Origin of the sequence: Pseudomonas sp. GM50 (assembly GCF_000282375.1) — a bacterium.
GTDB lineage: Bacteria > Pseudomonadota > Gammaproteobacteria > Pseudomonadales > Pseudomonadaceae > Aquipseudomonas.
In genome coordinates, this window is record NZ_AKJK01000069.1 from 54068 (window position 1) to 77060 (window position 22993).

Annotated in this window: 22 protein-coding genes; 11 read left to right on the forward strand and 11 right to left on the reverse strand. The window is 59.1% G+C overall.

The genetic code is table 11. From position 1 onward, the window contains the following. Positions 1–114 precede the first annotated feature (114 nt). Positions 115–1008 carry a LysR family transcriptional regulator gene (locus PMI30_RS12465; RefSeq protein WP_008010760.1) on the reverse strand — a complete coding sequence of 298 codons (894 nt, stop codon included), beginning with the start codon at positions 1006–1008 and terminating at the stop codon, positions 115–117. A gap of 101 nt (positions 1009–1109) precedes the next feature. On the opposite strand from PMI30_RS12465, the gene PMI30_RS12460 reads away from it, so the two are divergent. The 7 genes from PMI30_RS12460 to PMI30_RS12430 all read left to right on the forward strand — a co-directional run bounded on the left by PMI30_RS12460 (position 1110) and on the right by PMI30_RS12430 (position 7055). Beyond that, positions 1110–2201, forward strand: a complete 1092-nt coding sequence (locus tag PMI30_RS12460) for a polyamine ABC transporter substrate-binding protein (RefSeq protein WP_008010763.1) — start codon at positions 1110–1112, stop codon at positions 2199–2201. Between the two features lie 21 nt (positions 2202–2222). After that, a complete protein-coding gene (gene speB, locus PMI30_RS12455) occupies positions 2223–3182 on the forward strand; it encodes an agmatinase (RefSeq protein ID WP_008010765.1) in 960 nt (319 codons plus the stop codon). Between the two features lie 209 nt (positions 3183–3391). Beyond that, the gene (locus tag PMI30_RS12450) at positions 3392–4108 is read left to right on the forward strand and encodes a helix-turn-helix transcriptional regulator (protein ID WP_007897371.1); all 717 of its coding nucleotides are present in this window, start codon (positions 3392–3394) and stop codon (positions 4106–4108) included. Positions 4109–4160: 52 nt separating this feature from the next. Then, positions 4161–4502 carry a nuclear transport factor 2 family protein gene (locus PMI30_RS12445; RefSeq protein WP_008010768.1) on the forward strand — a complete coding sequence of 114 codons (342 nt, stop codon included), beginning with the start codon at positions 4161–4163 and terminating at the stop codon, positions 4500–4502. Positions 4503–4728: 226 nt separating this feature from the next. After that, positions 4729–5847, forward strand: coding sequence for a cell division protein ZapE (zapE, locus tag PMI30_RS12440; protein WP_008010769.1), 1119 nt, complete (start codon positions 4729–4731; stop codon positions 5845–5847). Between the two features lie 18 nt (positions 5848–5865). Beyond that, positions 5866–6447, forward strand: coding sequence for a DinB family protein (locus PMI30_RS12435; RefSeq protein WP_008010771.1), 582 nt, complete (start codon positions 5866–5868; stop codon positions 6445–6447). Positions 6448–6563: 116 nt separating this feature from the next. Next, positions 6564–7055, forward strand: coding sequence for a GNAT family N-acetyltransferase (locus tag PMI30_RS12430; RefSeq protein WP_007897367.1), 492 nt, complete (start codon positions 6564–6566; stop codon positions 7053–7055). A 196-nt stretch (positions 7056–7251) separates the two neighbouring features. Here PMI30_RS12430 and PMI30_RS12425 read toward each other — a convergent pair whose 3' ends face one another. Both PMI30_RS12425 and PMI30_RS12420 read right to left on the reverse strand, forming a co-directional pair. Then, the gene (locus PMI30_RS12425) at positions 7252–8997 is read right to left on the reverse strand and encodes a phosphoethanolamine transferase CptA (RefSeq protein WP_008010774.1); all 1746 of its coding nucleotides are present in this window, start codon (positions 8995–8997) and stop codon (positions 7252–7254) included. Between the two features lie 198 nt (positions 8998–9195). After that, positions 9196–9378, reverse strand: coding sequence for a DUF6026 family protein (locus tag PMI30_RS12420; RefSeq protein ID WP_007897365.1), 183 nt, complete (start codon positions 9376–9378; stop codon positions 9196–9198). 272 nt (positions 9379–9650) lie between these two features. Between PMI30_RS12420 and gnd the strand changes: the two genes are divergently transcribed. Genes gnd through PMI30_RS12405 form a run of 3 tightly spaced genes read left to right on the forward strand, consistent with a single transcriptional unit; the run spans position 9651 to position 12972 of the window. Beyond that, complete coding sequence (gene gnd, locus PMI30_RS12415) at positions 9651–10631, forward strand: phosphogluconate dehydrogenase (NAD(+)-dependent, decarboxylating) (RefSeq protein WP_008010777.1); 981 nt, start codon at positions 9651–9653, stop codon at positions 10629–10631. Next, on the forward strand, positions 10628–12151 hold the full coding sequence (gene zwf / locus PMI30_RS12410; protein WP_008010778.1) for a glucose-6-phosphate dehydrogenase: 1524 nt from the start codon (positions 10628–10630) through the stop codon (positions 12149–12151). Before gnd ends, zwf begins: the two co-directional genes overlap by 4 nt. Next, complete coding sequence (locus PMI30_RS12405) at positions 12148–12972, forward strand: Cof-type HAD-IIB family hydrolase (protein ID WP_008010780.1); 825 nt, start codon at positions 12148–12150, stop codon at positions 12970–12972. Before zwf ends, PMI30_RS12405 begins: the two co-directional genes overlap by 4 nt. 109 nt (positions 12973–13081) lie before the next feature. Here the strand turns inward: PMI30_RS12405 and nhaB are convergent, their stop codons facing one another. The 3 genes from nhaB to PMI30_RS12390 form a co-directional block, all read right to left on the reverse strand. Then, positions 13082–14584, reverse strand: coding sequence for a sodium/proton antiporter NhaB (gene nhaB / locus PMI30_RS12400; RefSeq protein ID WP_008010781.1), 1503 nt, complete (start codon positions 14582–14584; stop codon positions 13082–13084). Positions 14585–14662: 78 nt separating this feature from the next. Beyond that, a complete protein-coding gene (locus tag PMI30_RS12395; protein WP_008010782.1) occupies positions 14663–15952 on the reverse strand; it encodes a hypothetical protein in 1290 nt (429 codons plus the stop codon). A 285-nt stretch (positions 15953–16237) separates the two neighbouring features. Continuing rightward, a complete protein-coding gene (locus PMI30_RS12390; RefSeq protein ID WP_007897359.1) occupies positions 16238–16501 on the reverse strand; it encodes a hypothetical protein in 264 nt (87 codons plus the stop codon). A 343-nt stretch (positions 16502–16844) separates the two neighbouring features. Here PMI30_RS12390 and PMI30_RS12385 point away from each other — a divergent pair, with 343 nt between their 5' ends. Continuing rightward, the gene (locus PMI30_RS12385) at positions 16845–18170 is read left to right on the forward strand and encodes a sigma-54 dependent transcriptional regulator (protein ID WP_008010784.1); all 1326 of its coding nucleotides are present in this window, start codon (positions 16845–16847) and stop codon (positions 18168–18170) included. 68 nt (positions 18171–18238) lie between these two features. Here the strand turns inward: PMI30_RS12385 and PMI30_RS12380 are convergent, their stop codons facing one another. The 5 genes from PMI30_RS12380 to PMI30_RS12360 all read right to left on the reverse strand — a co-directional run bounded on the left by PMI30_RS12380 (position 18239) and on the right by PMI30_RS12360 (position 22992). Continuing rightward, positions 18239–19519, reverse strand: a complete 1281-nt coding sequence (locus tag PMI30_RS12380) for a transporter (protein WP_008010786.1) — start codon at positions 19517–19519, stop codon at positions 18239–18241. A 46-nt stretch (positions 19520–19565) separates the two neighbouring features. Beyond that, complete coding sequence (locus tag PMI30_RS12375) at positions 19566–20303, reverse strand: hypothetical protein (protein ID WP_008010789.1); 738 nt, start codon at positions 20301–20303, stop codon at positions 19566–19568. A 32-nt stretch (positions 20304–20335) separates the two neighbouring features. Further along, a complete protein-coding gene (locus PMI30_RS12370) occupies positions 20336–21016 on the reverse strand; it encodes a C39 family peptidase (protein WP_008010792.1) in 681 nt (226 codons plus the stop codon). 62 nt (positions 21017–21078) lie between these two features. Continuing rightward, a complete protein-coding gene (locus PMI30_RS12365; RefSeq protein ID WP_008010794.1) occupies positions 21079–22368 on the reverse strand; it encodes a hypothetical protein in 1290 nt (429 codons plus the stop codon). 51 nt (positions 22369–22419) lie between these two features. Further along, complete coding sequence (locus tag PMI30_RS12360) at positions 22420–22992, reverse strand: hypothetical protein (RefSeq protein ID WP_008010795.1); 573 nt, start codon at positions 22990–22992, stop codon at positions 22420–22422. Position 22993 lies beyond the last annotated feature (1 nt).

The window sequence follows — 22993 nt, forward strand, 5'->3', positions numbered from 1 at the left end:
CGACATTCCTCCAGACACACCTGACGCGCTGATCTTGCGACGGCTGCGCCGCCGAACGGGGGCAAGCCCCCTCGCCACAGGGTTGATCATTCCAGGGCAGAGCACGCGTGCACTTCAGGCAAACGCCGCAAGCAGATCCTCTTCAAAGGCTTTTTGCGCATCCCCCGGCACCTGCGCGCGATGGCGGGCCAGATGGAACGCCACCTCAAAACTCATGTCGCCCTGGCGCACGGCGCGCAGCAACCCTTTGTCTTCCCAGCTGCGGGCGAAGTGATCGGGCAGGTAGCCAACGTGCTTGCCGGAAAGAATGAAGGCGAGGGTGCCTTCGACCTGTTCGGAACGCGCCGAACACATCTTCCCCTGAAACGGCTCGTCGCTGCGCAGGAAACGGTAGGGGTGATCGACCCGGTCGCAGGCCTGAAGCGTCTGATCGTCAGGTGTCTCATCGGTGAACAGCGGATGCCCCGGAGCGCAATACAGGTGCTGGGTTTCCGTGAACAGTTCGCGGTAGTCAAAAGCGCTCTGTACCTGTGAGAAATAGCCGATCGCCAGGTCCAGCCGCTGTTGCAGCAACAGCCGCTCCATTTCGCCGGGCATGGCGCTGATCAACTCGATACGTACCGACTCGTCCCGTTCGCGAAAGCGCCGGATCGCCTCGGCAACCCGTTGCAGCACCGATTGATCAAGTGCTTCGGACAAGCCCAGGCGCACTTCGCCGATCAAGCGGCCGGCCACGCCGTTGGATTGATGACGGAACGCTTCGATCGACTCGAACAAGGTGCGAATGGCAAGGAGCAGCTGTTCGCCCTTGGGGGTGATTTTGAACCCGCCCTTGCCGCGACTGCACAGGCGATAGCCGAGTCGGGTTTCGAGCCTGGCCATCTGCTGGCTGATGCTCGACTGGCTCAGCCCCAGTTCACCCTGAGCCGCACTGAAGCCACCGCATTCCACCACGCTGACGAACAGGCGCAGCAGCTGCAGGTCCAGGTCATGAAGTTGACCGAGCATCAAACATTACTCCGCAATAAAGTCAGGATAATTAACTTGGTATTTTTCCAATGTAACCGACGACGCATCCTGCAACCACTTCCTCCGGTCAGGTGTTCGTCATGGCTCCGCTCTTCAAGCTGTGTTTACCCGCGCTGTTCCTCGTCATGGCCGTGCCGGCCCAGGCAGAGGAAAAAGTCCTCAATCTCTACAGTTGGGCAGATTACGTGGCGCCCGACGCCTTGCAGCGGTTCGAAAAGGAAACCGGCATTCATGTGCGCTACGACACGTTCGATGCACCGGAAGTACTGGAAACCAAACTGCTCACCGGCGGCAGCGGTTATGACGTGGTGGTGCCGTCGTCCAGTGTGCTGGCACGCGGCCTGGCGGCGGGTGCGCTGCAGGAAATTCCTCACGATGGCCTCAAGGGTTACGCCAACCTTGACCCGGACATGCTGGAAAAACTGGCGGCGGTCGACCCCGGCAATCGGTATGGCGTGCCTTACACCTGGGGCACGCTCGGGCTTGGGATGAATGTCGAAGCGGTGAAACAACGTTTGCCCAGCGCACCGCTCAACAGCCTGGACCTGCTGTTCAATCCCGAATACGCCAGCAAGCTGAAAGATTGCGGCATCGCCATTCTCGATTCGCCCCAAGAGGTGATCGGCCTGGCGCTGCACTATCTGGGTAAAGATCCCTACAGCACCGACAAGGCTGATCTGACAGCCGCCGACGCCCTGTTGCGTCAGTTACAGCCGTCGGTGCTGTACGTCGCCACCGGGCGGCAGATCAACGATCTGGCCAATGGTAGCGTCTGCCTGGCATTGACCTACAACGGTGACGCGAGCATGGCTGCCGACCAGGCGCGCAAGGCCAACAAGCCGTTCGAGGTGGCCTACCGCATTCCACGCGAAGGCACGCTGGTGTGGCAGGACAACCTGGCGATCCCCAAGGACGCGCCGCACCCAGAAGCCGCCCGGGCCTTCATCGAGTTTATGTTGCGCCCCGAATCCGTCGCCGCGCTGACCAATACGCTGTTCTTCGCCACGGCCAATCGGGCGGCGACGCCATTGGTGGATGAGGCGGTGCGCAGCGATCCCGACATCTACCCGCAGAGCGAGGTGCGTGAGCGGCTGTATGCCGACCGCAGCATGAGCCTCAAGGACATGCGTCAGCGCACCCGCTTGTGGACCACTTTCCGTAGCCGCCAATAAGCCAATAACAAGGAATACACCATGGACGTCCCTGCACAGAACGATCAGGCCATGACCCGCGACAGTCTTTACGGGACTGCCGCCGAAAGTACCTACGCCGGTATCACCAGTTTCATGCGCCGCCGGTACAGCCGCGACTTGCGTGGTGTCGATGTGGTGGTCAGCGGTGTGCCGTTCGACACTGCCACCAGCAACCGCCCCGGCGCACGTTTCGGACCGCGCGGCATTCGGGCGGCATCCGCCGGGATCGCCTGGGAGCGCCATTGGCCGTGGACGTTCGACCCGTTCGATCACCTGGCGGTGATTGACTACGGCGATTGCGCCTTCGATTACGGCACGCCGCATTCGGTGCCGGAAAGCATCGAAGCCCACGCCGAGCACATCCTGGGCGGCGGTTGCGCGATGCTGACGTTTGGTGGCGATCACTTCATCAGTTATCCGCTGCTCAAGGCCCATGCCCGCAAGCATGGCCCGTTGTCGTTGATTCACTTCGACGCCCACAGCGACACCTGGCCGGATGAGGAGGGCAAGCGCGTCGATCACGGCACGATGTTCTGGCATGCGGCCAAAGAAGGGGTGGTGGATCCGTCGCGCTCGGTGCAGATCGGGTTGCGCACCACCAATGACGATCATCAGGGCTTTCAGGTACTGGATGCGCGGCAGGTGCATCGGCAAGGGTGCGAGGCGATCGTCGAGGCGATTCGTGCGCGGGTCGGTGATCACCCGGTGTACCTGACTTTTGACATCGACTGCCTCGACCCGGCCTTTGCGCCGGGCACCGGAACGCCAGTGTGTGGCGGCTTGAGCACGGTGCAGGCGCTGGAGATTCTCGGCGGCTTGCGCGGGATCAACCTGGTGGGGATGGACGTGGTGGAAGTGGCGCCGGCCTACGACAGCGCGGACATTACCTCACTGGCAGCGGCGACATTGGCCATGGAGATGCTGTGTTTGTATGCGGCCAGGCATAAGGTCGATCGGTAGTTTTGATTTGTGGTGTCTGGTATGGCGCCTTCGCGGGCAAGCCTCGCTCCTACAGGTTTTGCGTCGTGCCCAAATCGCGCGGCAATCTCTGTATCTGTAGGAGCGAGGCTTGCCCGCGAAGCTTTTCAGGCCGGCCAATCGCTCCTGCCAGTTTCTGACAGCAGCCTCTGCTAAGCTCCGACGACTTTTCAGGAAAGAGCCTGCCGACCGTGTCGCGAACCAGCCGTTTACTGACGTTGTTACAAGTGCTGCGGGGCAAAAGTCGTCCGGTGACGGCCGCGACATTGGCCAGCGAACTGGAGATTTCCGAGCGCACGCTGTACCGCGACATCGCTGAACTCACCGCGCTCGGCGCGCCGATTTTTGGCGAGGCGGGGATCGGTTATGTGTTGCGCAGCGGCCTGTTTCTGCCGCCTTTGATGCTCAATGCCGATGAGACCGAAGCCATCGTGCTTGGCTTGCGTTACGTGGATCAGCGTGGTGATGAGGTGTTGGGCAAAGCCGCGGCCGATGCCCTGGCAAAAATCGCTGCGGTACTCGACCCCGCCGCCCAGGAGGCCTTGCGCAACCCGACGGTGCTGCCGGGACCGCCGGGTTATGGCTATCCGCAAAATGCCGTGCCTTTGAACGTGTTTCGCCAAGCCATCCGCGATCAGGCCAAGCTGCACATCGACTACGCGGACGCCAATCAGGTGCCCAGTCAGCGGTTGATCTGGCCACTGGCCCTGGGTTTTCTCAACGAGGTGCGGATCATCGTCGCGTGGTGTGAATTGCGCAGTGCCTATCGCACCTTTCGCACCGACCGGATCTCAGCCGCCAGCGAGCAGGGTGAACGCTATCCGGGGCGGCGCAGCGACCTTTTGCGCACCTGGCGCAAGCAGATGCAACTGGACGAAGCAGGGCGTTTCACTCCTGACAAGAATTGACACAGGCTTGTTTTAGCATGGCTCCAGAATCAACTCACAAGGAGCCGTAAACATGTCCAATCCAGCCTCTTCACTGGCCCCCGCCATTGCCGCCTACATTGCCGCTGCCAATGCTCGCGACACGTCGAGGGTTGCCAGTTTTTTCGCTGAGGATGCCAACGTGTTCGATGAGGGGCAGCATCAGGTCGGCACACAAGCCATCGCCCAATGGATGCAAGACACCGCACAACGTTATCAGCCTCGGGTCGAGGTGCTCGACGTTCAACAGCGCACCGGCAAAGTGCTGGTGCACAACCTGATCTCCGGCACGTTCCCTGGCAGCCCGCTGGAACTGCGCTACATGTTCCGCCTCAATGAGCAGGGTAAAATCGCCCGGCTGGACATCTCGCTGTAACCCGGCGCGAAACCTGTGGGGGCTTATGTGGTGAGATGGCTTGTTGTGGCGAGGGGGCTTGTCGGAATGCCGCATCACCCCGTTCGGCTGCGAAGCAGCCGTAAATCCTTTACATGCGGTTTAACTTTGAAATGCTGGGGGGCGCTTCGCACCCCAACGGGGGCAAGCCCCCTCGCCACAACAAGCCCGCTCCCACATGAATTGCGTTTTACCTATACTGCCGCGCATGAATGTCGACTCTCCCTTAAGCGCCTGGCAACACGCCATCGACCAGAAGGGCTTCGTCCAGGACGAAGCTCAGGAACACGCCGTGTGGGCGCTGCAAAAATGCCACGAAGCCTTGCATGAAAACCGCACGCCCGTCACCGGCGTGTACCTCTGGGGTCCGGTCGGGCGGGGCAAGACCTGGTTGATGGATCAGTTCTACCAAAACCTGCGCGTCCCGGCCCGGCGTCAGCACTTTCATCACTTCATGGGCTGGGTGCATCAGCGCTCTTTTCAATTGACCGGCACCGCCGACCCGTTGAAAGCGCTGGCCCGCGAGCTGAGCCAGGAAGTGCGGGTGCTGTGTTTCGATGAGTTGTTCGTCAACGACATCGGTGACGCGATCATTCTCGGGCGTTTGTTTCAGGTGATGTTCGAGCAGGGCGTGGTGGTGGTCTGCACCTCCAATCAGCCGCCGGATCAGCTGTACGCGGATGGCTTCAACCGTGACCGGTTTGTGCCGGCTATTGCTGCGATCAAGCAACACATGCAAGTGATTGCGGTGGATGGCGGGGAAGATCATCGCCTGCATCCTGGCGCCGGTCTGCAGCGTTACTGGGTGAACGTACCGGGTCAGCCCGGCGCATTGAGCGAGGCGTTCAAAGCCTTGACCGTCGGCCAGTCGCTGTCCAGCGATCCGGTCAAGATCGGCTACCGTTCGGTCAATGTCATGCAGGCCAGTCAAACCGTGCTCTGGTGCCGTTACACCGAGCTCTGCGAGCAGCCGTTTGCGGCCATGGACTTCATGGCCCTGTGCGATACCTTCAGCGCTATTGTGTTGAGTGACGTGCCCAATCTCAGCGCGCAAAAACGCGAAGCGCGCATCGCCCGCGGCACTGAAGACGGCGTCGAACGGGTGGCAGCGGGGGATCGCGAGTTGCCGCAGTTGTCGGTGCACGACGACGGCGTGCGCCGGTTCATCGCCCTGGTGGACGAATGCTACGACCGCAAGGTGCCGCTGTACCTCGAAGCGCAGGTGCCGATGGAAGCGCTATACACCGAGGGCTATCTGGAATTTCCGTTTCGTCGCACCCTCAGTCGTTTGCAGGAGATGCAGCTAAAACGTTTCGCCGAGGCTTGATATCCGGGAGGAGCGAACATGAATCAGCCCTTGTCTCACCATTTGCTGACCATGGCCTATCAGAACGCCTGGGCCAATCACCGACTGGCCAAGGCCTGGCTTCAGCTGAGCCCGGCCGAGCTGGCGGCGCCGCGAGTCAGTTTCTTTCCCAGCCTCAGCGCGACCCTCAATCACATCCTGACCTGTGACTGGTTCTATGTGGATGCACTGGAGCGGGAGTTGCGCGGTGACGAACCACATCCCGATTGCTACGTGTTTTTCAACGAAGACGAGCCGTTCGCCCACGGCGCCGATCTCAAGCGCGAGCAAGCCCTGGTGGACCGTCGACTGATTGCCTACTGCGAGCAACTGCGCGACGCAGACCTCGGACGGCTTGTGACCATCGCGCGTGACACCCCGCAACATGACAGCCGTTTACGCATGCTGTCCCATTTGTTCGAGCATCAGATTCATCATCGCGGGCAGGTTCACGCGATGCTCAGTGGCACCTCGGTCACGCCGCCGCAGCTGGACGAGTTTTTCTGTGCCGGAGAGTCGGCGTTGAGGGCCGAGGATTTTGCCGAGTTGGGATGGACCGAGGTAATGATCTGGGGCGTTTGAGAGGGAACGTTCACAACAGGATCCGGTTGTCGGCACCCCGGTACTCGCGATAAGGTCACTGGACCTTTCAGTGCGCAAGAGGCGAACTGGGGCAACTTGTGTGATTGAGGGTGGAAATGGAATCCGCAGAAATTCTTGTGCTTCAGGCCAGCTACACCAACCCGGTGCATGCCGAGGCGATTGGCCTGGTGTTGAACCACTACGCTGAAGACCCGATGGGCGGCGGTCAGCCGTTACCGGCCGATAGGTTGCAACAACTGCCGGGGGAACTGGCCAAGCGTCCCCATGCCTTCAGCGTATTGGCGTTTGTTGGCGGTGAGCCGGCAGGGCTGGTCAACTGCTTTGAAGGTTTTTCGACCTTCGCCTGCCGGCCACTGGTCAACGTGCACGATGTTGCCGTGGTGTCGAAGTTTCGCGGGTTGGGGCTGAGTCAGAAGATGCTGCACAAAGTCGAGGACATCGCACGCCAGCGCGGCTGCTGCAAAATCACCCTGGAAGTGCTGGAAGGCAATGCAGTGGCTCAGGGGGCTTATGGCAAGTTCGGTTTCTCGCCAGGCATGTTCGACCCGGCGCACGGCCGGATGCTGTTCTGGACCAAGGCGCTTTAATTCGCAGTCCATTTTGGGAGCGAGCTTGTTGTGGGGCGGGGCTTCTGTGGCGAGGGGGCTTGCCCCCGTTCGGCTGCGAAGCAGTCGTAAACCCTGTACATGCGGTTTAACTTTGAAATGCCGGGGGCGCTTCGCACCCCAACGGGGGCAAGCCCCCTCGCCACAGAAGCCCGCCCCCACAGGATCCGCGCCAGAATTACTGCTGAACGACTGCCGGAGTGGCCGGCGCGTTCTTGGGCTTCATCAGGCTGAAGTCAATCAACGGCCGCTGCTGACGCTCATAAGGGTTGCCGATCATCAATGGCCGAGGCTTGAAGCTGTCGCTGACCAGGCTTTTGCTGCGGTCGAGTTCATCGAAACTCAGGCCGGCCAGATCCGCCCACGTGTGAATCAGTTGCGAACTGCTGTACGGCCGGCTCAAGTCGCCAGCAAAACTCCAGTCATGGGTTTCGCGCCATTTCGGCGAGGCCCAGGCCATGAACGGAATGGTGTACATCGGCGCCGTCGGTTTGCTCTCGTTGCGGCCCAGGGTTTTATGGCCAACGGAGTCGAAGACGTCTTCGCCATGGTCGGAGAGGTACAGCAGGAAGCCGTTCGGATCAGACTTGGCGTAGTCCTTGATCAGGCTCGACACCACGAAGTCGTTGTACAGCACCGCGTTGTCATAGCTGTTGTATGTCGGCACCTGATCGTCACGCACGCCATCCGGAACACCTTTGCGGTCGGTGAACTTGTTGAACGTCGGCGGGTAACGGTACTGGTAGCTCATGTGCGTGCCGAGCAAATGCACGACGATCAGCTTGCGTGGTGCCGCATCGGCCAGCGCCTTGTTGAACGGCTCTATCACATCGCCATCGTACTGGGCGGCGTTCTGGTTGCGGTTGTTGTTCAGGTACACCTGCTCGTCGGCCTGCTCGGAGAAGGTCGTGAGCATGGTGTTGCGCTTGGTCATGGTCTGCTGGTTGGTGATCCAGAAAGTCTTGTAACCCGCCTGTTTCATCATGCTGACCAGCGACGGTGTCGACAGGTACAGGTCCGGGTTCTCTTCGTCGGCGAACGTCAGTACCTGTTGCAACGCCTCGATGGTGTAGGGGCGTGGGGTAATGACGTTATCGAAAACCGCCAGTTGATCCTTGAGCTTGTCCAGCTCCGGCGTTGTTTGCCGAGGGTAGCCGTACAGGCTCATACGCTGACGGTTGGTGGACTCGCCGATCACCAGCACCAGGGTCGCCGGCTGATTGGCCATCGAATCGGTGAGGTTCTTGAGCGGTGGAATTTTGCTGGCGCTGTGAAGCATGTCTTGCATGCCGGCCAGGGTATCGAGGTAACGGTGATAGGCCACGGCCATCTGCCAAGGCACGGCGGGCTCGATGCGGGTTTCGAATTTCTCGAAGCCACCCGCCAAGCTACCGGTGCGCGCGGTTTGCTTGATCAGCGGGTAACCGACCACGGCCAGCAGAATCGCCGTCGCCGCGACCAACGCCTGGCCGCGTGGCAGGTGCACCGGACGCAAGCGGGTCCACAGGAAATACGCGAACGCGGTATGGGCGAGGAACGCCGGCACCATCCACCAGGCAAAATACTGGGTCATGTACTCGCCGGCTTCAGACACGTTCGATTCGAACATGATGAAGATGACGCTCTGGGAAAATTCCTGCTGATAGATGAAGAAATAACCAAGGCTGGCCATCGAACAGGCCCACAGCACCACGCCGATCAGCGCGGCCATCACTCGTGTTTGCTTGGGAAACAGCAGCATCGGCGCGAGCCAGATGGCGCTCATCACAAAGGCCTGGCGGAACCCGGTAAAACCGGAAGTGCCTGTCAGTTGAATCAGTAGTTGGGTGATGCCGGAAAAATACCAGAAGAACAGAAATAACCAGAGAAATCCTGCCCAATCAAAACCTTTCGCAGACGTTTTGCTGCGTTTAAACAAAGCCATTCAGCACTCCAGCCTGATAATTACTTCGGCCGTCGGCACTTTCCCTGTCGCAGACGAACGGGCGCCGCGCGGATACCGAGCGGCCACAATGAGCCGGAGTATCGACAAGAAGGTGTGAAAACTTTGTGAGTTGCCAGAGCTGGCAGAATTGCATCGAGTCGGAAACAGCGGTGGCTGCTTCCGAGTCAAACGAGGGGATCAGGCGTGGGGGGCGCGCTGGGTGACGGGCAAGGGCTGAGTCTGATTGCCTTGGGTCAGCAGGCGTAATTGCGCGACTTCCCGCTTCAACTGGTCGCGCTCGTCTTTGAGCTGGCGCAGTTCATCGCGACGGATCGTTACGTAAAGTGTTTGTGCTGGCAGTGCTGTGTGTACGGTGCCCATTGCTCACCTCGCAAATGGCTGTCTCAACTGTAAGTTCGCTCCCGATTTCGGGTGCTGACTTACTATCGGCGCCAATTTTGATTTCTTTTGCCCCCGAAGGGAACTTTTTTATTTTTCATGGTCGTTGTGTCTTCGGGACGATTCCCGGCGTTATCAGTCTGGATCGGGCACAATGCCCGGAAACTATGTGCCAGCGCTCTGGACTAACCCTCATTAGTCGCGTTGGGCTATAACCTTTGACACACTTTATTTGTAGTAGGGAGCATCAGTACATGCAACTCGGGATTATTGGACTGGGCCGCATGGGCGGTAATATTGCGCGGCGCCTGATGCTCAACGGGCATACCACCGTTGTTTACGACCGCAATAGCGCCTTTGTCGACACCCTGGCTGAAGAAGGCGCCACCGGTGTTGCCGACTTGCCAGCCCTGGTCGCTGGCCTGGCCAAACCGCGCGCAGTTTGGGTCATGCTGCCCGCCGGCGCACCCACCGAAGACACCATCGACACCCTGAGCACCTTGCTTGACGCTGGCGATACCATTATCGATGGCGGCAACACCTTCTATAAGGATGACATCCGCCGGGCCAAAACCTTGTCGGAAAAAGGCCTGCACTACATCGACGTCGGTACCTCCGGTGGCGTCTGGGGCCTGGAACGCGGCTACTGCATGATGATCGGCGGCGATGCCGAGACCGTTAAGCGCCTCGACCCGCTGTTCGAATCCCTGGCCCCGGGCATGGGCGACATTCCTCGCACCAAGGACCGCAAATCGGAAGATGATCGCGCCGAGCGCGGTTACATCCACGCAGGCCCCGCTGGTGCAGGGCACTTCGTGAAGATGATCCACAACGGTATCGAGTACGGAATGATGCAGGCCTTCGCCGAAGGCTTCGACATTCTCAAGACCAAGGCCAGTACCAACCTGCCGGAAGATCAGCGCTTTGACCTGAACGTTGCCGACATCGCCGAAGTCTGGCGTCGTGGCAGCGTGGTGTCGTCCTGGCTGCTCGACCTGACCGCCGACGCCCTGGCCAGCGACCCGAAACTCGATGGTTACTCCGGTTCGGTGGCTGACAGCGGTGAAGGTCGCTGGACCATCGAAGCCGCCATGGAGCAATCGGTGCCCGTGCCAGTGCTGTCGAACTCGCTGTTCTCGCGCTACCGTTCACGCGGGCAAGGCACCTTTGGTGACAAGATTCTCTCTGCCCAGCGCTTCGGCTTCGGCGGCCATGTGGAGACCTCGAAAAAATGACCCATGTGATCCGCAGGAAATCCAAGGCTGAACCGGCACCGCCGACCACGCTGTTTCTGTTCGGTGCCCATGGTGATCTGGTCAAGCGTCTGCTGATGCCGGCGCTGTACAACCTGAGTCGCGACGGTTTGCTGGGAAATGGACTGCGGATCATCGGCGTTGATCACAACGCCATCAGTGACGAAGCCTTCGCCAAAAAACTCGAAGATTTCATTCGGGCGGAAGTGGCGGCCAAGGTCGGCAAGGGCGATCAAGCCCTTGACCCGGCGTTGTGGGCCAAACTGGCCAAGCACATCAGCTACGTCCAGGGCGACTTCCTTGACGAACGCACCTATGAAGCGCTGGCGGCGAAAATCGCCGCCAGCGGTACTGGCAATGCGATTTTCTACTTGGCCACCGCGCCGCGCTTTTTCAGCGAAGTGGTGCAGAGGCTCGGCGCTGCCGGATTGTTGCAAGAAACCCCTGAAGCGTTCAGGAGGGTGGTGATCGAAAAACCTTTCGGCTCCGACTTGCACACCGCCGAAGCCTTGAACGCGTGCCTGCTCAAGGTGATGACGGAAAAGCAGATCTACCGGATCGATCACTATCTGGGCAAGGAAACCGTGCAGAACATTCTGGTCAGCCGGTTCTCCAACAGCCTGTTCGAAGCCTTCTGGAACAACCATTACATCGACCACGTGCAAATCACCGCCGCCGAAACCGTCGGCGTGGAAACCCGTGGCAGTTTTTATGAAGTCACCGGCGCCCTGCGGGACATGGTGCCCAATCACCTGTTCCAATTGTTGGCGATGGTGGCCATGGAACCGCCGGCCGCGTTTGGCGCCGATGCAGTACGCGGCGAGAAAGCCAAAGTCGTCGGCGCGATTCGCCCCTGGACAACCGAGGAAGCGCGAGCCAACTCGGTGCGTGGCCAATACGCGGCCGGCGAGATTGGTGGCGAGCCGCTGCCCGGTTATCGCCAGGAAGCCAACGTGGCGCCCGACAGCACGACCGAAACCTATGTCGCGCTCAAAGTGATGATCGACAATTGGCGCTGGGTCGGTGTGCCGTTCTACCTGCGCACCGGCAAGCGCATGAGCGCGCGCGATACCGAGATTGTCATTTGCTTCAAGCCGGCGCCGTATGCGCAGTTCCGCGATACCGAGGTCGATGAGTTGCAGCCGACCTATCTGCGGATCCAGATCCAGCCCAACGAAGGCATGTGGTTCGACCTGCTGGCCAAGCGGCCGGGGCCGGCGTTGAACATGGCCAACATCGAGCTGGGTTTTGCCTACAAGGATTTCTTTGAAATGCAGCCGTCCACTGGCTATGAAACGTTGATCTACGATTGCCTGACTGGCGATCAGACGCTATTCCAGCGCGCCGACAACATCGAGAACGGCTGGCGCGCCGTGCAGCCATTCCTCGACGCCTGGCAGCAGGACGCAACAGTGCAGAGCTATGCGGCGGGCGAAGATGGGCCAAAGGCCGCTGACGAGCTGCTGACCCGCGACGGCCGCGTCTGGCACAGCGTCGGATGAGTGACGTAACGCAACAGCCCATCCGTTTTCTGCTCAGTGACATGGACGGCACGTTACTGCTTCCCGATCACAGCCTCAGCCAGCGCACGATCGACGCAGTCCGTGCCTTGCGCGAGGCCGGCGTGCTGTTCAGCCTGGCCACCGGGCGTCCGCCCAAAGCCATGTTGCAACAGATCGAAGCCCTGGGTGTCGATCTGCCGACGGCGGCCTTCAATGGCGGCACCCTCGTAAATCCGGACGGCAGTTTGCTGGTTGCGCATTATTTGCCGGCCACGGCAGCGCTGACGGCGCTGACGCTGTTTGCCGATCAGCCGGACATTGAGGTTTGGGTATTCAGTGGCGGCGACTGGCTGTTGAAGGATCAGTACGGCCCGATGGTCCCGCGAGAGCAGCACGGCCTGGGTTATCCGCCGGTGGTGGTCGAGAGTTTCGAGCCTTGCATGGCACGTATCGACAAAATCGTCGCCGCCAGCAGCAACACCGAACTGTTGATCGAACTGGAAGCGCAGTTGCTGCCCAAGGTCGAAGGGCAGGCGCAGGTCTCGCGTTCACAACCGATCTATCTGGACGTGACGGCGATGAAAGCCAACAAGGGCGAGGCATTGGCGACCCTGGCCGAGTTTCTCGGGGTGCCGCTGGAACAGACCGCCGCCATGGGTGACGGTGGCAACGACCCGGCGATGTTTCACCGGGCCGGGTTGTCGATCGCCATGGGGCAGGCGGAAGAGGCGGTGAAGCGTCAGGCCGACGTGGTGACCGGGGCCAATACCGAAGACGGCGCAGCCCAGGCGATCGAGCGGTTTATCCTGAGTTCGGTCTGAACCGCGTTATCGTTCTTCGCGGGCAAGCCTCGCTCCTACAAGGGAGGGCATGATCGACGCCACTCCTGTAGGAGCGAGGCTTGCCCGCGAAGGCGTCAGACCGATCACCTCAAAGCCAAAAGCTCACCGCATACCAGCCCAACACGCCCATCACCACGGTGTAAGGCAACGCCATCCACACCATTCGCCCGTACGACAGGCGAATCAGCGGTGCAATCGCCGAGGTCAGCAGGAACAGGAACGCCGCCTGGCCATTGGGCGTTGCCACGCTCGGCAGGTTGGTGCCGGTATTGATCGCAATCGCCAGGGTTTCAAAGTGCTCGCGGCTCATGTGGCCGGAGATGAACGCCTGCTTCACTTCGGTGATGTAAATGGTCGCTACGAACACGTTATCGCTAATGGCCGACAGCAAGCCATTGGCAATAAACAACATGCCCGGCTGTTGATCTGCCGGCAGCGCCAGCACCCACTGGATCAGCGGCGTGAACAGTTGCTGATCGTGAATCACGGCCACCACTGCGAAAAACACCACCAGCAGCGCCGTGAACGGCATGGCATCCTTGAAGGCGTTGCCAATCCGATGCTCATCGGTAATGCCCGTGAACGCGGTGATCAGCACGATCACCATCAAACCGATCAGGCCGACTTCAGCGACGTGAAACGCCAGCCCGGCAATCAGGATCAGCGCCGCCACCCCTTGAACCAGCAACGCCGCGCGCTGGCGTGAAGTGCGTTCGGCGTTGTCTTCGGCGGCGTAGTTGGCCAGCACGGTACGCACGTTGTCCGGCAGCAGCGTGCCATAGCCGAACCAGCGCAGTTTCTCCAGCAGTACGCAGGTCACCAGGCCCGCAGCCAGCACCGGCAACGACACTGGGGCGATCTTCAGAAAGAACTCGGCGAAGTGCCAGCCCATCTCATGGCCGATCAACAGGTTCTGCGGCTCGCCAACCAGTGTGCACACGCCACCCAATGCCGTGCCGACAGCACCGTGCATCAGCAAGCTACGCAGGAAAGCGCGGAACTGTTCGAGGTCGGCATGGTGGAGGGTGGGCAAGTGCCGGTCATCGCTGAACTCACTGTCCTGACGCGGATCGTTGCCCGAGGCGACGCGGTGATACACCGAATAAAACCCCACGGCCGCGCTGATGATCACCGCGGTCACGGTCAACGCATCGAGAAACGCCGACAGAAACGCCGACAGGAAACAGAACATCAACGCCAGCAGCGCCTTGGAGCGAACCCCCAGCAGCAGGCGCGAGAACAGAAACAGCAGCAGGTCTTTCATGAAATAGATGCCCGCCACCATGAACATCAGCAGCAGGATCACCGGGAAGTTATGCACCAACTCGTCGTAGAGTGCCTGGGGCGTGGTCATTTTCAGCAGCAGCGCTTCGACCAGCAGCAGCCCACCGGGCATCAGCGGGTAACATTTCAGCGCCATGGCTAGGGTGAAAATGAATTCCAGCACCAACAGCCAGCCGGCCGCCACCGGACCGACCGTCCATAGCACCAGGGCGTTGAGAATCAGGAAGCCGACAATGCTTGCCTTGTACCAGCGGGGTGAGTGCCCGAGAAAATTGTGCGCGAAGGCCTGGGCCATTGAGCCGGACATCGGCTACTCCTTGTATTAAGAAGCGCGCAACTTGCCGTAAGAGGAAGGGAAGATCAAGTGCAGGAAAATGACGTTGGCCTAACACCGAAAACGCGCGACGACCGCGCGGCAGTTTCCGTCCAGTGAATAGCCGCCGATGACCATGCAGCCGTTGGCCTGAATGGCCAGTGAAGTAGCGGTATGCGAACCGCGACTCAGGTGTGTGCGACACCAGCCGATGCCCTTGGCAAAACTGCGATCCAGCTGTCCACTGGGTAAATATCGGGCAAAAATGAAATCGGCTTCGACCCCGCCGACCGTCGCTCCGACTGTCAGCACACATCCGTCCGGCTGAACCCCGGCGGCGGTCCAGTGGCAACCGCTGCGGTCGACGCCCAATAGCTTTGGCTGGCCACCGTTGCAATGAATATCGGGTCGACCATTACTGTGGATTTTCAGAGACAGGCAGAGCATCGGGTCGCGACTGCTGCCAAAACAATGCAAGTCACCACTTTCATGCTGGACGATCTGGCAGACCTGAGCGCTGTGCTCCCGTGCCTTGAAGGTCATGAAACCATCCACGGCGAAGCTGTCGTCCAGTCGCCCATCCGGGTGATAACGCGCCAGCAGACCTTCCTCGGGAAAATTGATTGATCCGCTCACCAGGATCCGGCCATCGCGCTGCACCATCAGGCTGCTGAGCCGGGTGTTCATCAACAAGTGCCGAACCATGACGAAACCGCGGCCGTTGAAGCTGCTGTCCAGAGAACCGTCGGTGTTGAGCCGTATCAGCATGCCGACGTGATCGGTCGGTTCGAAGTAATGATTGGCCAGCAGCAGGATTCGACCGTCGTCCTGCACACAGACATCACAGGCTTCGGCGCTCGGCACGCCGGGCGGTAACCAGGCGTCGCGAGCGCCCCGGGAAAGATCTCCCGGCAGGCGCACCACGCAACGTCCATGGTCGCCGAAACCCTGAGCCGGGCAGCCCTGCTGATCAAACATCGCCAGGGCGGGCAGCGTACGGTGTGCATTTTCGTAGTGCAGGCCGGCCACCAGAATGTGCCCGTCGGCCAATACCCGCACCTTGCCAGCCATGGCCTCGAAGCCGTGTGCGAACTGCCCGCTGATACTGCCTTGTTTGCCGAATGCCAGATCCGCCGAACCATCCGCCAGCAGGCGGGCCAGGCCAAAGCGCTGGCCGCCCGGCGTACCGACCTTTGCCGCCACCAACAACCGGCCGACGTGATCAATCGCAACGTCATTGGCCATGCTGGAGAGACTGCTGGCGAAATACACTTGAGTCTTGCCGGTGCCAGCGAAACTCGTATCGAGCCGTTCGGCGCCATTCACGGTTGCAGGTAAGGCAAAAGCAGGCTGGGGTGACATGCATGCATCTCCTTGCCAGTCGTCCTTATCCGGGTGCCCGGACGGTGACTGCATGAGCACATCATTCAATCCCTGAATGACTCGGCGCACAACTGTCTTCATGAGCCGGTGGAGGGGCGTTTTGTGCCAGAACAATGTCTTTTCGAACCATTGCCAAGCCTGCCAAGTAATCGGGCAGGTTAGAAGTTGAAACAGGTGAGTGGTGTCACGCAGCTGACAATAAAAAATCGTCAACTAAGAGGAAGTGGGGGGCGCGGATTACCGAGCGGTAATCCGCGAAAACAATTAGTGCGGCATGGACCACGATTGCAGCTTGTAACCTTCCTGGCTCAACTCGGCACGGGCTTCTTCCAGCACATGTTCAAGTTGCGCCGGATCGGAGTAGGCGCTGCTTGGAATCTGTTTGCGGCTGATGCGCGTGTTGGTGCGATCAATGATGGCCAGACTTAGTTCGCTACCGTCTTGTAGAGCCCAGGCCACGCATTGAAAGGGCTGGAAGGCGCGGTCGGCAATCAAAAGTGCTTCGTTGATACGGAGCGGGGCGTTCATGGGATCTTCTCGCTGTATGCCCAATCAAGTGATGTGCCGTCGGTTGGGCTTACCGTTCGGCTGGTTACTTGTACTGATGTCCGCAACCGGGGGTTGGGTCACACAGAATCAAAAGAATTTTCAACTTTCTTTGTTGGATTCGGTATTCAGGTCGTTTCTGAAAGCTGAATGAAAGGTTCAACTCGTTAGGCAACTAATCAAGTGGCTTCTTATAACTAATAAGCAAACCGCCCTATAAGCAATCGATACAAGCCTGCGTCAAAATCTTGCTAGTGTTACAACGAAGCCCGCCAAATGACTGTTTTTAATAATATTTCCTAAAATTTGGCGTCAAGGAACAGTCATGATCGAAGCGCCTGCCTTACGACGTCTTTTAGTAGTGGATCCTTGCGACGACTGTCACCGTTTGTTGCCGGGTTTACGCGCCGTGGGTTGGGATGTTGACAGCTGTACCCTGGAAAACGCCAACGAACGAACCTGCGATGTCGGCTTGTTGCGTTTGCAGCCCTTTCATCTGGAGCGCCCGGAAGCCGTCAAGGAATTGATCACCCGTAGCGGTACCGAGTGGATTGCGGTGCTTAATCAAGAAGTCCTGCGATTGCAAAATGTCGGGGACTTCGTCTGCGAATGGTTTTTTGACTTCCATACCCTGCCGTTCGATGTCTCACGGGTTCAAGTCACCCTGGGTCGCGCGTTCGGCATGGCGCGCCTGCGCGGCCAGGGCACGGTTCATATCGATCAGCCTGAACATGAACTGCTTGGCGACAGCAAACCGATTCGCGAACTGCGCAAACTGCTGAGCAAACTGGCACCCACCGAATCTCCGGTGCTGATTCGCGGCGAAAGCGGCACCGGCAAGGAATTGGTCGCCCGCACCCTGCATAGACAATCCCAGCGTCACAGCAAACCGTTCGTGGCGATAAACTGCGGCGCGATTCCCGAACACTTGATCCAGTCCGAACTGTTTGGCCATGAGAAGGGCGCCTTTACTGGCGCTCATCAGCGCAAGGTCGGGCGGATCGAGGCGGCCAACGGCGGAACGTTGTTTCTCGATGAAATCGGTGATCTCCCCCTGGAACTGCAAGCCAATCTGCTGCGTTTCCTGCAGGAAAAACACATTGAGCGTGTAGGGGGGCACCAGCCTATTCCGGTGGATGTGCGGGTATTGGCGGCGACGCACGTCGACCTTGAAGCGGCCATTGAGAAGAAACTCTTTCGCGAAGATCTGTATTACCGTTTGAATGTCTTGCAAGTCATTACCGTGCCGCTGCGTGAGCGCCATGGCGATCTCTCGATGCTGGCCAACCACTTTTCCCATTTCTACAGCCAGGAAACCGGCCGTCGCCCTCGCAGCTTCAGCGAAGACGCGCTGATCGCCATGGGCAAGCACGATTGGCCGGGCAATGTCCGCGAGTTAGCCAACCGGGTACGGCGCGGGCTGGTTCTGGCCGAAGGACGGCAGATCGAGGCGCGAGACCTGGGGTTGCTCAGTCAACACGCCACCGCTTCGCCGATGGGCACCCTTGAAGACTACAAGACCCGCGCCGAGCGTCAGGCGTTGTGCGATGTGTTGAACCGGCACAGCGATAACCTGAGTGTCGCCGCCAGAGTTCTGGGGGTGTCGCGGCCGACTTTTTACCGATTGCTGCATAAGCACCAAATCCGCTAGGGCGGGTGAAACGAAAAGGCCCGCTGCGACTTCCATCGCAGCGGGCCTTTTCCATTGCAGTGAGGCGGTCAGAAGTAGTACGGGAATTTCAGACTGAAGGAAAAGTCTGGCGAGTCGTCGGTCAGGCCGATGGACAGGTTGGGAACGATCGTCAGGTTATCGGTTGCTGCCAGGGTCATGCCGATGTTGAAGTTGGCCGAGTTGTAATCGCTGTTGGAAATCGATTGCCAATCGCCACCGTCCGGCTTGATCTTGCTCTTGCGGGCGAACTGATCGGTGAACGAGAACGACATGCTCATCTTCTCGTTCAAGGCGAATGCAATGCCGGCGCCGACCTGCCAGGAATCGCCCAGTTTCACGTCCCCGGGCACCTTGGAGTTGACCTGAGGGCTGATGTCGCTGAAAGAGTCTTCCATGTTGTAGGTGTAGGCCAGGCTGCCGAACAGCACGGCCGGGTCGAAGCTCTTGACCAGCGAGATGCCCGGGGTGATCGACCAGACGCCATTGCCGGTCGGCAAGTCCTCGGGTACCGAGAGGTTATCGTTGTTCGGGTCATTGACCAGCTTGATGCCGTAAGGGTCCTTGCCGGTCGGCGCCTTGACGCGCAGTGTAACGACCGCGTCGGGCAGATTGGCCGACTCATCCAGAAACTTGTAGGCAACGCCAAAGTTCACATCGCCGATGGTCGGGTCGCGGGTCACGGTTGCGTCCGACGTCACCGGGCCTGCGCCACCGGCGCCACCGGAGGAATACGTTGATTCGCGATACACCACGGGGACGTTGATGTCGAACTGCCAACGTTGGGCCACGTTGTAGCGGGCGGTCAGGTCCAGGGTCCAGTTATCCGCCTTGATACGGTCGAGGTTGATGTTGCCGAGGAAAATCGCGTCCAGTGCCAGGAAGCCGTTGAGCACCAATGCACGGGTATCGTAGTGCGTGTAGGTCAGGCCGGTTTCGACGCTGAACTTGCCGCCACCGAAGAAGCCGCTGGCTTCGTCATACAGGTTGGAAACGCTTTGCGCAGGCGCCGAATCATCCTTGAGCGACTGGCCGTATGAACTGCCTGTGGTTCCGGGCGCACCGGCAGCCACCGTCTGGCCACTCCTGGGCGTTTCGGCGGGGGATTTGGTCAAGCGTTTGGGAGCCGGTGTCGCAGGTGTTTCTTCGACTTGGCGAACGCGTTGCTCGAGTACCATCAGCGCGTTCTGTTGTGCTTCGTACCGCTGTTTCAACTCCATGAGTTCTTGTTTTAGTGCTTCAACCTGGGGGTCCGTTGCTGCGTATAGCAGTGTGACCGGGGCCAGGCTACTCAAACAAACGATAGCTCTAAACGTCAACGATCGGTGCATGGGTTAGCCGTCCCTTCTGACTACATCGGGTGACACTGAGCGTAGATCAGAATCCGAGAGTGCGAAGACCTCTTAGCTGGTCCAGGTTGCCATTCAGCGACCCGGTTGTTGCGTTGTCACGCAGCACGACATTGAAGGATGTGAGGTTGTTGACCTGGTTGCCGCCGCCGAGCAACGTCGTATTCTGCATCAGCCCACCCTGGGCCAGGCGTTGTACGGTACTGCCCTGGTTGTTGTTGGCGACGATGTTGAATTGCACACCCGTACCGGTCGAGGAAACGCTCAGCGAACCCGCGCCATTGGCGCCGACCAACGTCGAGCCTGCGGCCAATGCCTGGCCCTGCTGTTGCGTTGCTGGCGCTTGGCTAGCCTTTGTGACGTTGATATCCACGTTGTTGTAGGCAGTGTTATGGTCGCCGGCAGCACGCACGACTTGAGTGACGCCTTCGGTGCTGTTGAGGCCGCTACCGCCAGTGACGGTACCGGTGCCTTGCGAATGCGCTGAGCCATTACCTTTTTCGTTGATAATCGACACATAGAACTGTGGCTTGATGGTCGATTGTTGAATTTGCATCGAGGACGTTGCCCCGATCACTTCACCGTTGGCATTTTGCCAAGTGCTGGTCATGACAATGCCGAAACTGATGATTCGTCCCGGCATGACATAGCGCCCTCGCAGGGTCGCCAATTCCTGATCCTTCAGTTCAATGGGTTTGAACGTCTGTGCCTGGGTCGGCAGGCTGGCGGCCAGGCAAACCATGGCTAGCCAGAGTGGAGTCTTCATTGGATGCTCCCGGAGCGTCGTGCTCCTTGTCATTAGAAGAAGTCGCTTTGGATGAATCCGAAATCCATCAACTCTGCGTCTCGCACCGGGGTGAAGGCGTTGATGCGGTTCTTGGCGGTCAGTGGCAAGGGCGGGTCGAGCAACGCATTGGTTTTGTCGTAGCCCTGACCGATCACGGCAAAGATGATGCCGTTCCAGCCTTTTACAAAGTCGTCGACTTTGTAGCGTTTATGACCGAGTACCGGATCTCCGATATAGACCCAGCCCTCATGGACTTTTTGCATGACCACAAAATGTTTGTAGCCACGGATATCCAGGAGTACCACAACTGGAATTCTGATTTCGCTCAACGTTTGCGGCGCTACCCGGTAGCCACGGGCTCGCATGCCGATACTTTCCACGTAACGCTTCATGTCGAGCATGGAGAAGCCCTGGACGCGGACAAGATCTTGATCGGAGTGGGCCAGCATGCCTTGGATGATCTGTTCTTCATTCACGTCCAGCCAGTAGGCTTGGCGCAATATGGTTGCCAGCGCAGCTGCGCCGCAACTGAAGTCGGTTTTCTGCTGCACCAGGTCGGCAAATTTACGCTCGCGCATGCTCTGGATCGGCTTATACACCACAGCGCCGCCCGGCAGGACGGAAAGCGGCATTTGTGCAGCCTCGCTCACACTGGCCACGTAAAGCAAAAATGCCAAGGCGATAATGCGCATGGTGGGACGCCTTCTGGGTGTGTTGAAACAGGCCCCCGTAAGGGGGCCTCCAGAGACAGCAATTAGAACGAGTTGTTGGAAATGGCCAGCGAGTTGCTTTGTTGGTTACCCACACCAGCAGCTACGTTGACGCCGAGGTTGCCACTGCCACCATTCACCGAACCGCTCAGGGTTGCAGTGTTGGTCACAGGGTTTGCCCAGCCAGTTGGAGTCAGCACTTGATAGGAATAGGTGTTGCTCAAATCAAAAGAGCTGCTTTCACTGAAAGTTTTCGATTTGTCGTACGAAGATTCGGACTCTTTACTGCCCGATTTTTCGAACGAGGAGGCGGACGATCTCTCCCACGATTTATCGAACGATCTTTCGAACGAGGAATCGCTCGATCTTTCGCGCGATGCGTCGAAATTTGCATCGATCGATGCGTCAAGCGATGCGTCGACAGTCCTGGTGCGGGTGCGATCGCCATTGCCATTATTCCAGGTAACCGTTCTGGTAGCGTTCGCAGAAGCGTCCACATCAACGTTCAAAGAAGCACTGCGAGTAGAGCTGCTATCCGAGCTCCTGGAGCCGCTCACATCAACACTCCTGGAACCACTCGCCTCAGAGTTCCTGGAACCACTCTCGTCAAAGCTCGAAGAAGCGCTTTTATCAACGCTCACATTGGAAGACTTATCGCGAGAGGAGCTACCGCTGGCCGTTCTGGTAAATGTGAACGTATCCTGGCGGTACGTCCGGTCGGCGTTGTTATTCACGACCAGGCCAGGACCTTGTTGATCGGCAGAGGCGGTGGCTGTTGCGTTACCGAGTGGGGCATTGGTGTTGGCAATTGCCATGGTGTTTTTCTGCTGGTTAAGGTCGCCACCCGCAATGTTGATACCCATGTTACCGCTGCCGCCATTACCCGAGCCGCCCATCACGGCAGAGGCTGTGCTGCCGAAGTTGTTGACCCTGTTGTTGTTGCTGTATTGCGTGACGTCGGCGGTGGCTTCGGCAGTGCCGAACACGAAGCTATTGTCCTGACTGGAGTTTGAAGCAGCATTGGCGATGGCGGACGCGTTGTCTTGTTGGTTGCCGTTACCGGCAGCCACGTTGACACCGACGTTGCCGCTGGCGCCTGTGGCGGAGCTGCTCATCTCGGCTTCGTTGACCGTCCCCTCGTTACGGATGCGGTTGCCGGTACTGCTCTGGTTATCCCACGCATTGGCTGTCGCATAGACAGGGATCTTTGTTGGAGGAGGGGGTTTATGACCATGGTGGTGGTCATTGTCACGCCAATCGTTCGCTTGTACAGCAACAGCCATGACCGCAGCAATTGCGAAAACCAGAGGCTTTAGTGCCATCGAAGGTTTCATGGTGATTCTCCGTACTTATTTTAGGTTAAGTGTTGTTTCTACCTGTTTGGGTCAATCCGAGACCCGTACGCTCAGGGTGTTGGCCGTTCGGTTTCCCACCCCGGCGCTCTGATTCAACTGGATCACCCCACGGCTACCGGTGAAGGCCTGATCGCTGGTAGCGACCTGGCGATAGCCTGGTGCAGAGTCAGTTGGATCGGAGTTGGTGATCAGCGCCACGTTTTGCTGCATGAGGACGCTGTCGTCGATACTTTGCGGCTGTGTACTGACGCTTATCCGCAGGGCGTTGGCTTGCTGGTTGCTCGCGCCCGCGCTCTGGTTGACGCCCAGTACGCCGTTGCCGTGGCTGAAGGAGTCGCCTTGAATGCTGGATCGGGCATCGATCCTGGGGTCGACCTGCGTACGCAGCCGTTGGCGAATCTGTGTGGTAGCACTGGCGTTGTTGCCAATGGCGATGGCGCGGGCGTTGGCCTGTTGCTGCTGATCGCCCGCCGCCTGGTTGACCGAGAGGACGCCCTGGTGCTGCATGCCCGAACCGTCGATGTCGGCGTTATTGATGACGGGCGATTGGGCAAAGGTCGATGCACTGCAAAACATGGCGATCATCAGCAGCGTACGATTCATC

Excerpts from the sequence above, each read along its gene's own strand:
- PMI30_RS12465 (WP_008010760.1), bottom strand. The coding sequence starts at position 1,008 with ATGCTCGGTCAACTTCATGACCTGGACCTGCAGCTGCTGCGCCTGTTC.
- PMI30_RS12460 (WP_008010763.1), top strand. The coding sequence starts at position 1,110 with ATGGCTCCGCTCTTCAAGCTGTGTTTACCCGCGCTGTTCCTCGTCATG.
- speB (WP_008010765.1), top strand. The coding sequence starts at position 2,223 with ATGGACGTCCCTGCACAGAACGATCAGGCCATGACCCGCGACAGTCTT.
- PMI30_RS12445 (WP_008010768.1), top strand. The coding sequence starts at position 4,161 with ATGTCCAATCCAGCCTCTTCACTGGCCCCCGCCATTGCCGCCTACATT.
- zapE (WP_008010769.1), top strand. The coding sequence starts at position 4,729 with ATGAATGTCGACTCTCCCTTAAGCGCCTGGCAACACGCCATCGACCAG.
- PMI30_RS12435 (WP_008010771.1), top strand. The coding sequence starts at position 5,866 with ATGAATCAGCCCTTGTCTCACCATTTGCTGACCATGGCCTATCAGAAC.
- PMI30_RS12430 (WP_007897367.1), top strand. The coding sequence starts at position 6,564 with ATGGAATCCGCAGAAATTCTTGTGCTTCAGGCCAGCTACACCAACCCG.
- PMI30_RS12425 (WP_008010774.1), bottom strand. The coding sequence starts at position 8,997 with ATGGCTTTGTTTAAACGCAGCAAAACGTCTGCGAAAGGTTTTGATTGG.
- PMI30_RS12420 (WP_007897365.1), bottom strand. The coding sequence starts at position 9,378 with ATGGGCACCGTACACACAGCACTGCCAGCACAAACACTTTACGTAACG.
- gnd (WP_008010777.1), top strand. The coding sequence starts at position 9,651 with ATGCAACTCGGGATTATTGGACTGGGCCGCATGGGCGGTAATATTGCG.
- zwf (WP_008010778.1), top strand. The coding sequence starts at position 10,628 with ATGACCCATGTGATCCGCAGGAAATCCAAGGCTGAACCGGCACCGCCG.
- PMI30_RS12405 (WP_008010780.1), top strand. The coding sequence starts at position 12,148 with ATGAGTGACGTAACGCAACAGCCCATCCGTTTTCTGCTCAGTGACATG.
- nhaB (WP_008010781.1), bottom strand. The coding sequence starts at position 14,584 with ATGTCCGGCTCAATGGCCCAGGCCTTCGCGCACAATTTTCTCGGGCAC.
- PMI30_RS12395 (WP_008010782.1), bottom strand. The coding sequence starts at position 15,952 with ATGTCACCCCAGCCTGCTTTTGCCTTACCTGCAACCGTGAATGGCGCC.
- PMI30_RS12390 (WP_007897359.1), bottom strand. The coding sequence starts at position 16,501 with ATGAACGCCCCGCTCCGTATCAACGAAGCACTTTTGATTGCCGACCGC.
- PMI30_RS12385 (WP_008010784.1), top strand. The coding sequence starts at position 16,845 with ATGATCGAAGCGCCTGCCTTACGACGTCTTTTAGTAGTGGATCCTTGC.
- PMI30_RS12380 (WP_008010786.1), bottom strand. The coding sequence starts at position 19,519 with ATGCACCGATCGTTGACGTTTAGAGCTATCGTTTGTTTGAGTAGCCTG.
- PMI30_RS12375 (WP_008010789.1), bottom strand. The coding sequence starts at position 20,303 with ATGAAGACTCCACTCTGGCTAGCCATGGTTTGCCTGGCCGCCAGCCTG.
- PMI30_RS12370 (WP_008010792.1), bottom strand. The coding sequence starts at position 21,016 with ATGCGCATTATCGCCTTGGCATTTTTGCTTTACGTGGCCAGTGTGAGC.
- PMI30_RS12365 (WP_008010794.1), bottom strand. The coding sequence starts at position 22,368 with ATGAAACCTTCGATGGCACTAAAGCCTCTGGTTTTCGCAATTGCTGCG.
- PMI30_RS12360 (WP_008010795.1), bottom strand. The coding sequence starts at position 22,992 with ATGAATCGTACGCTGCTGATGATCGCCATGTTTTGCAGTGCATCGACC.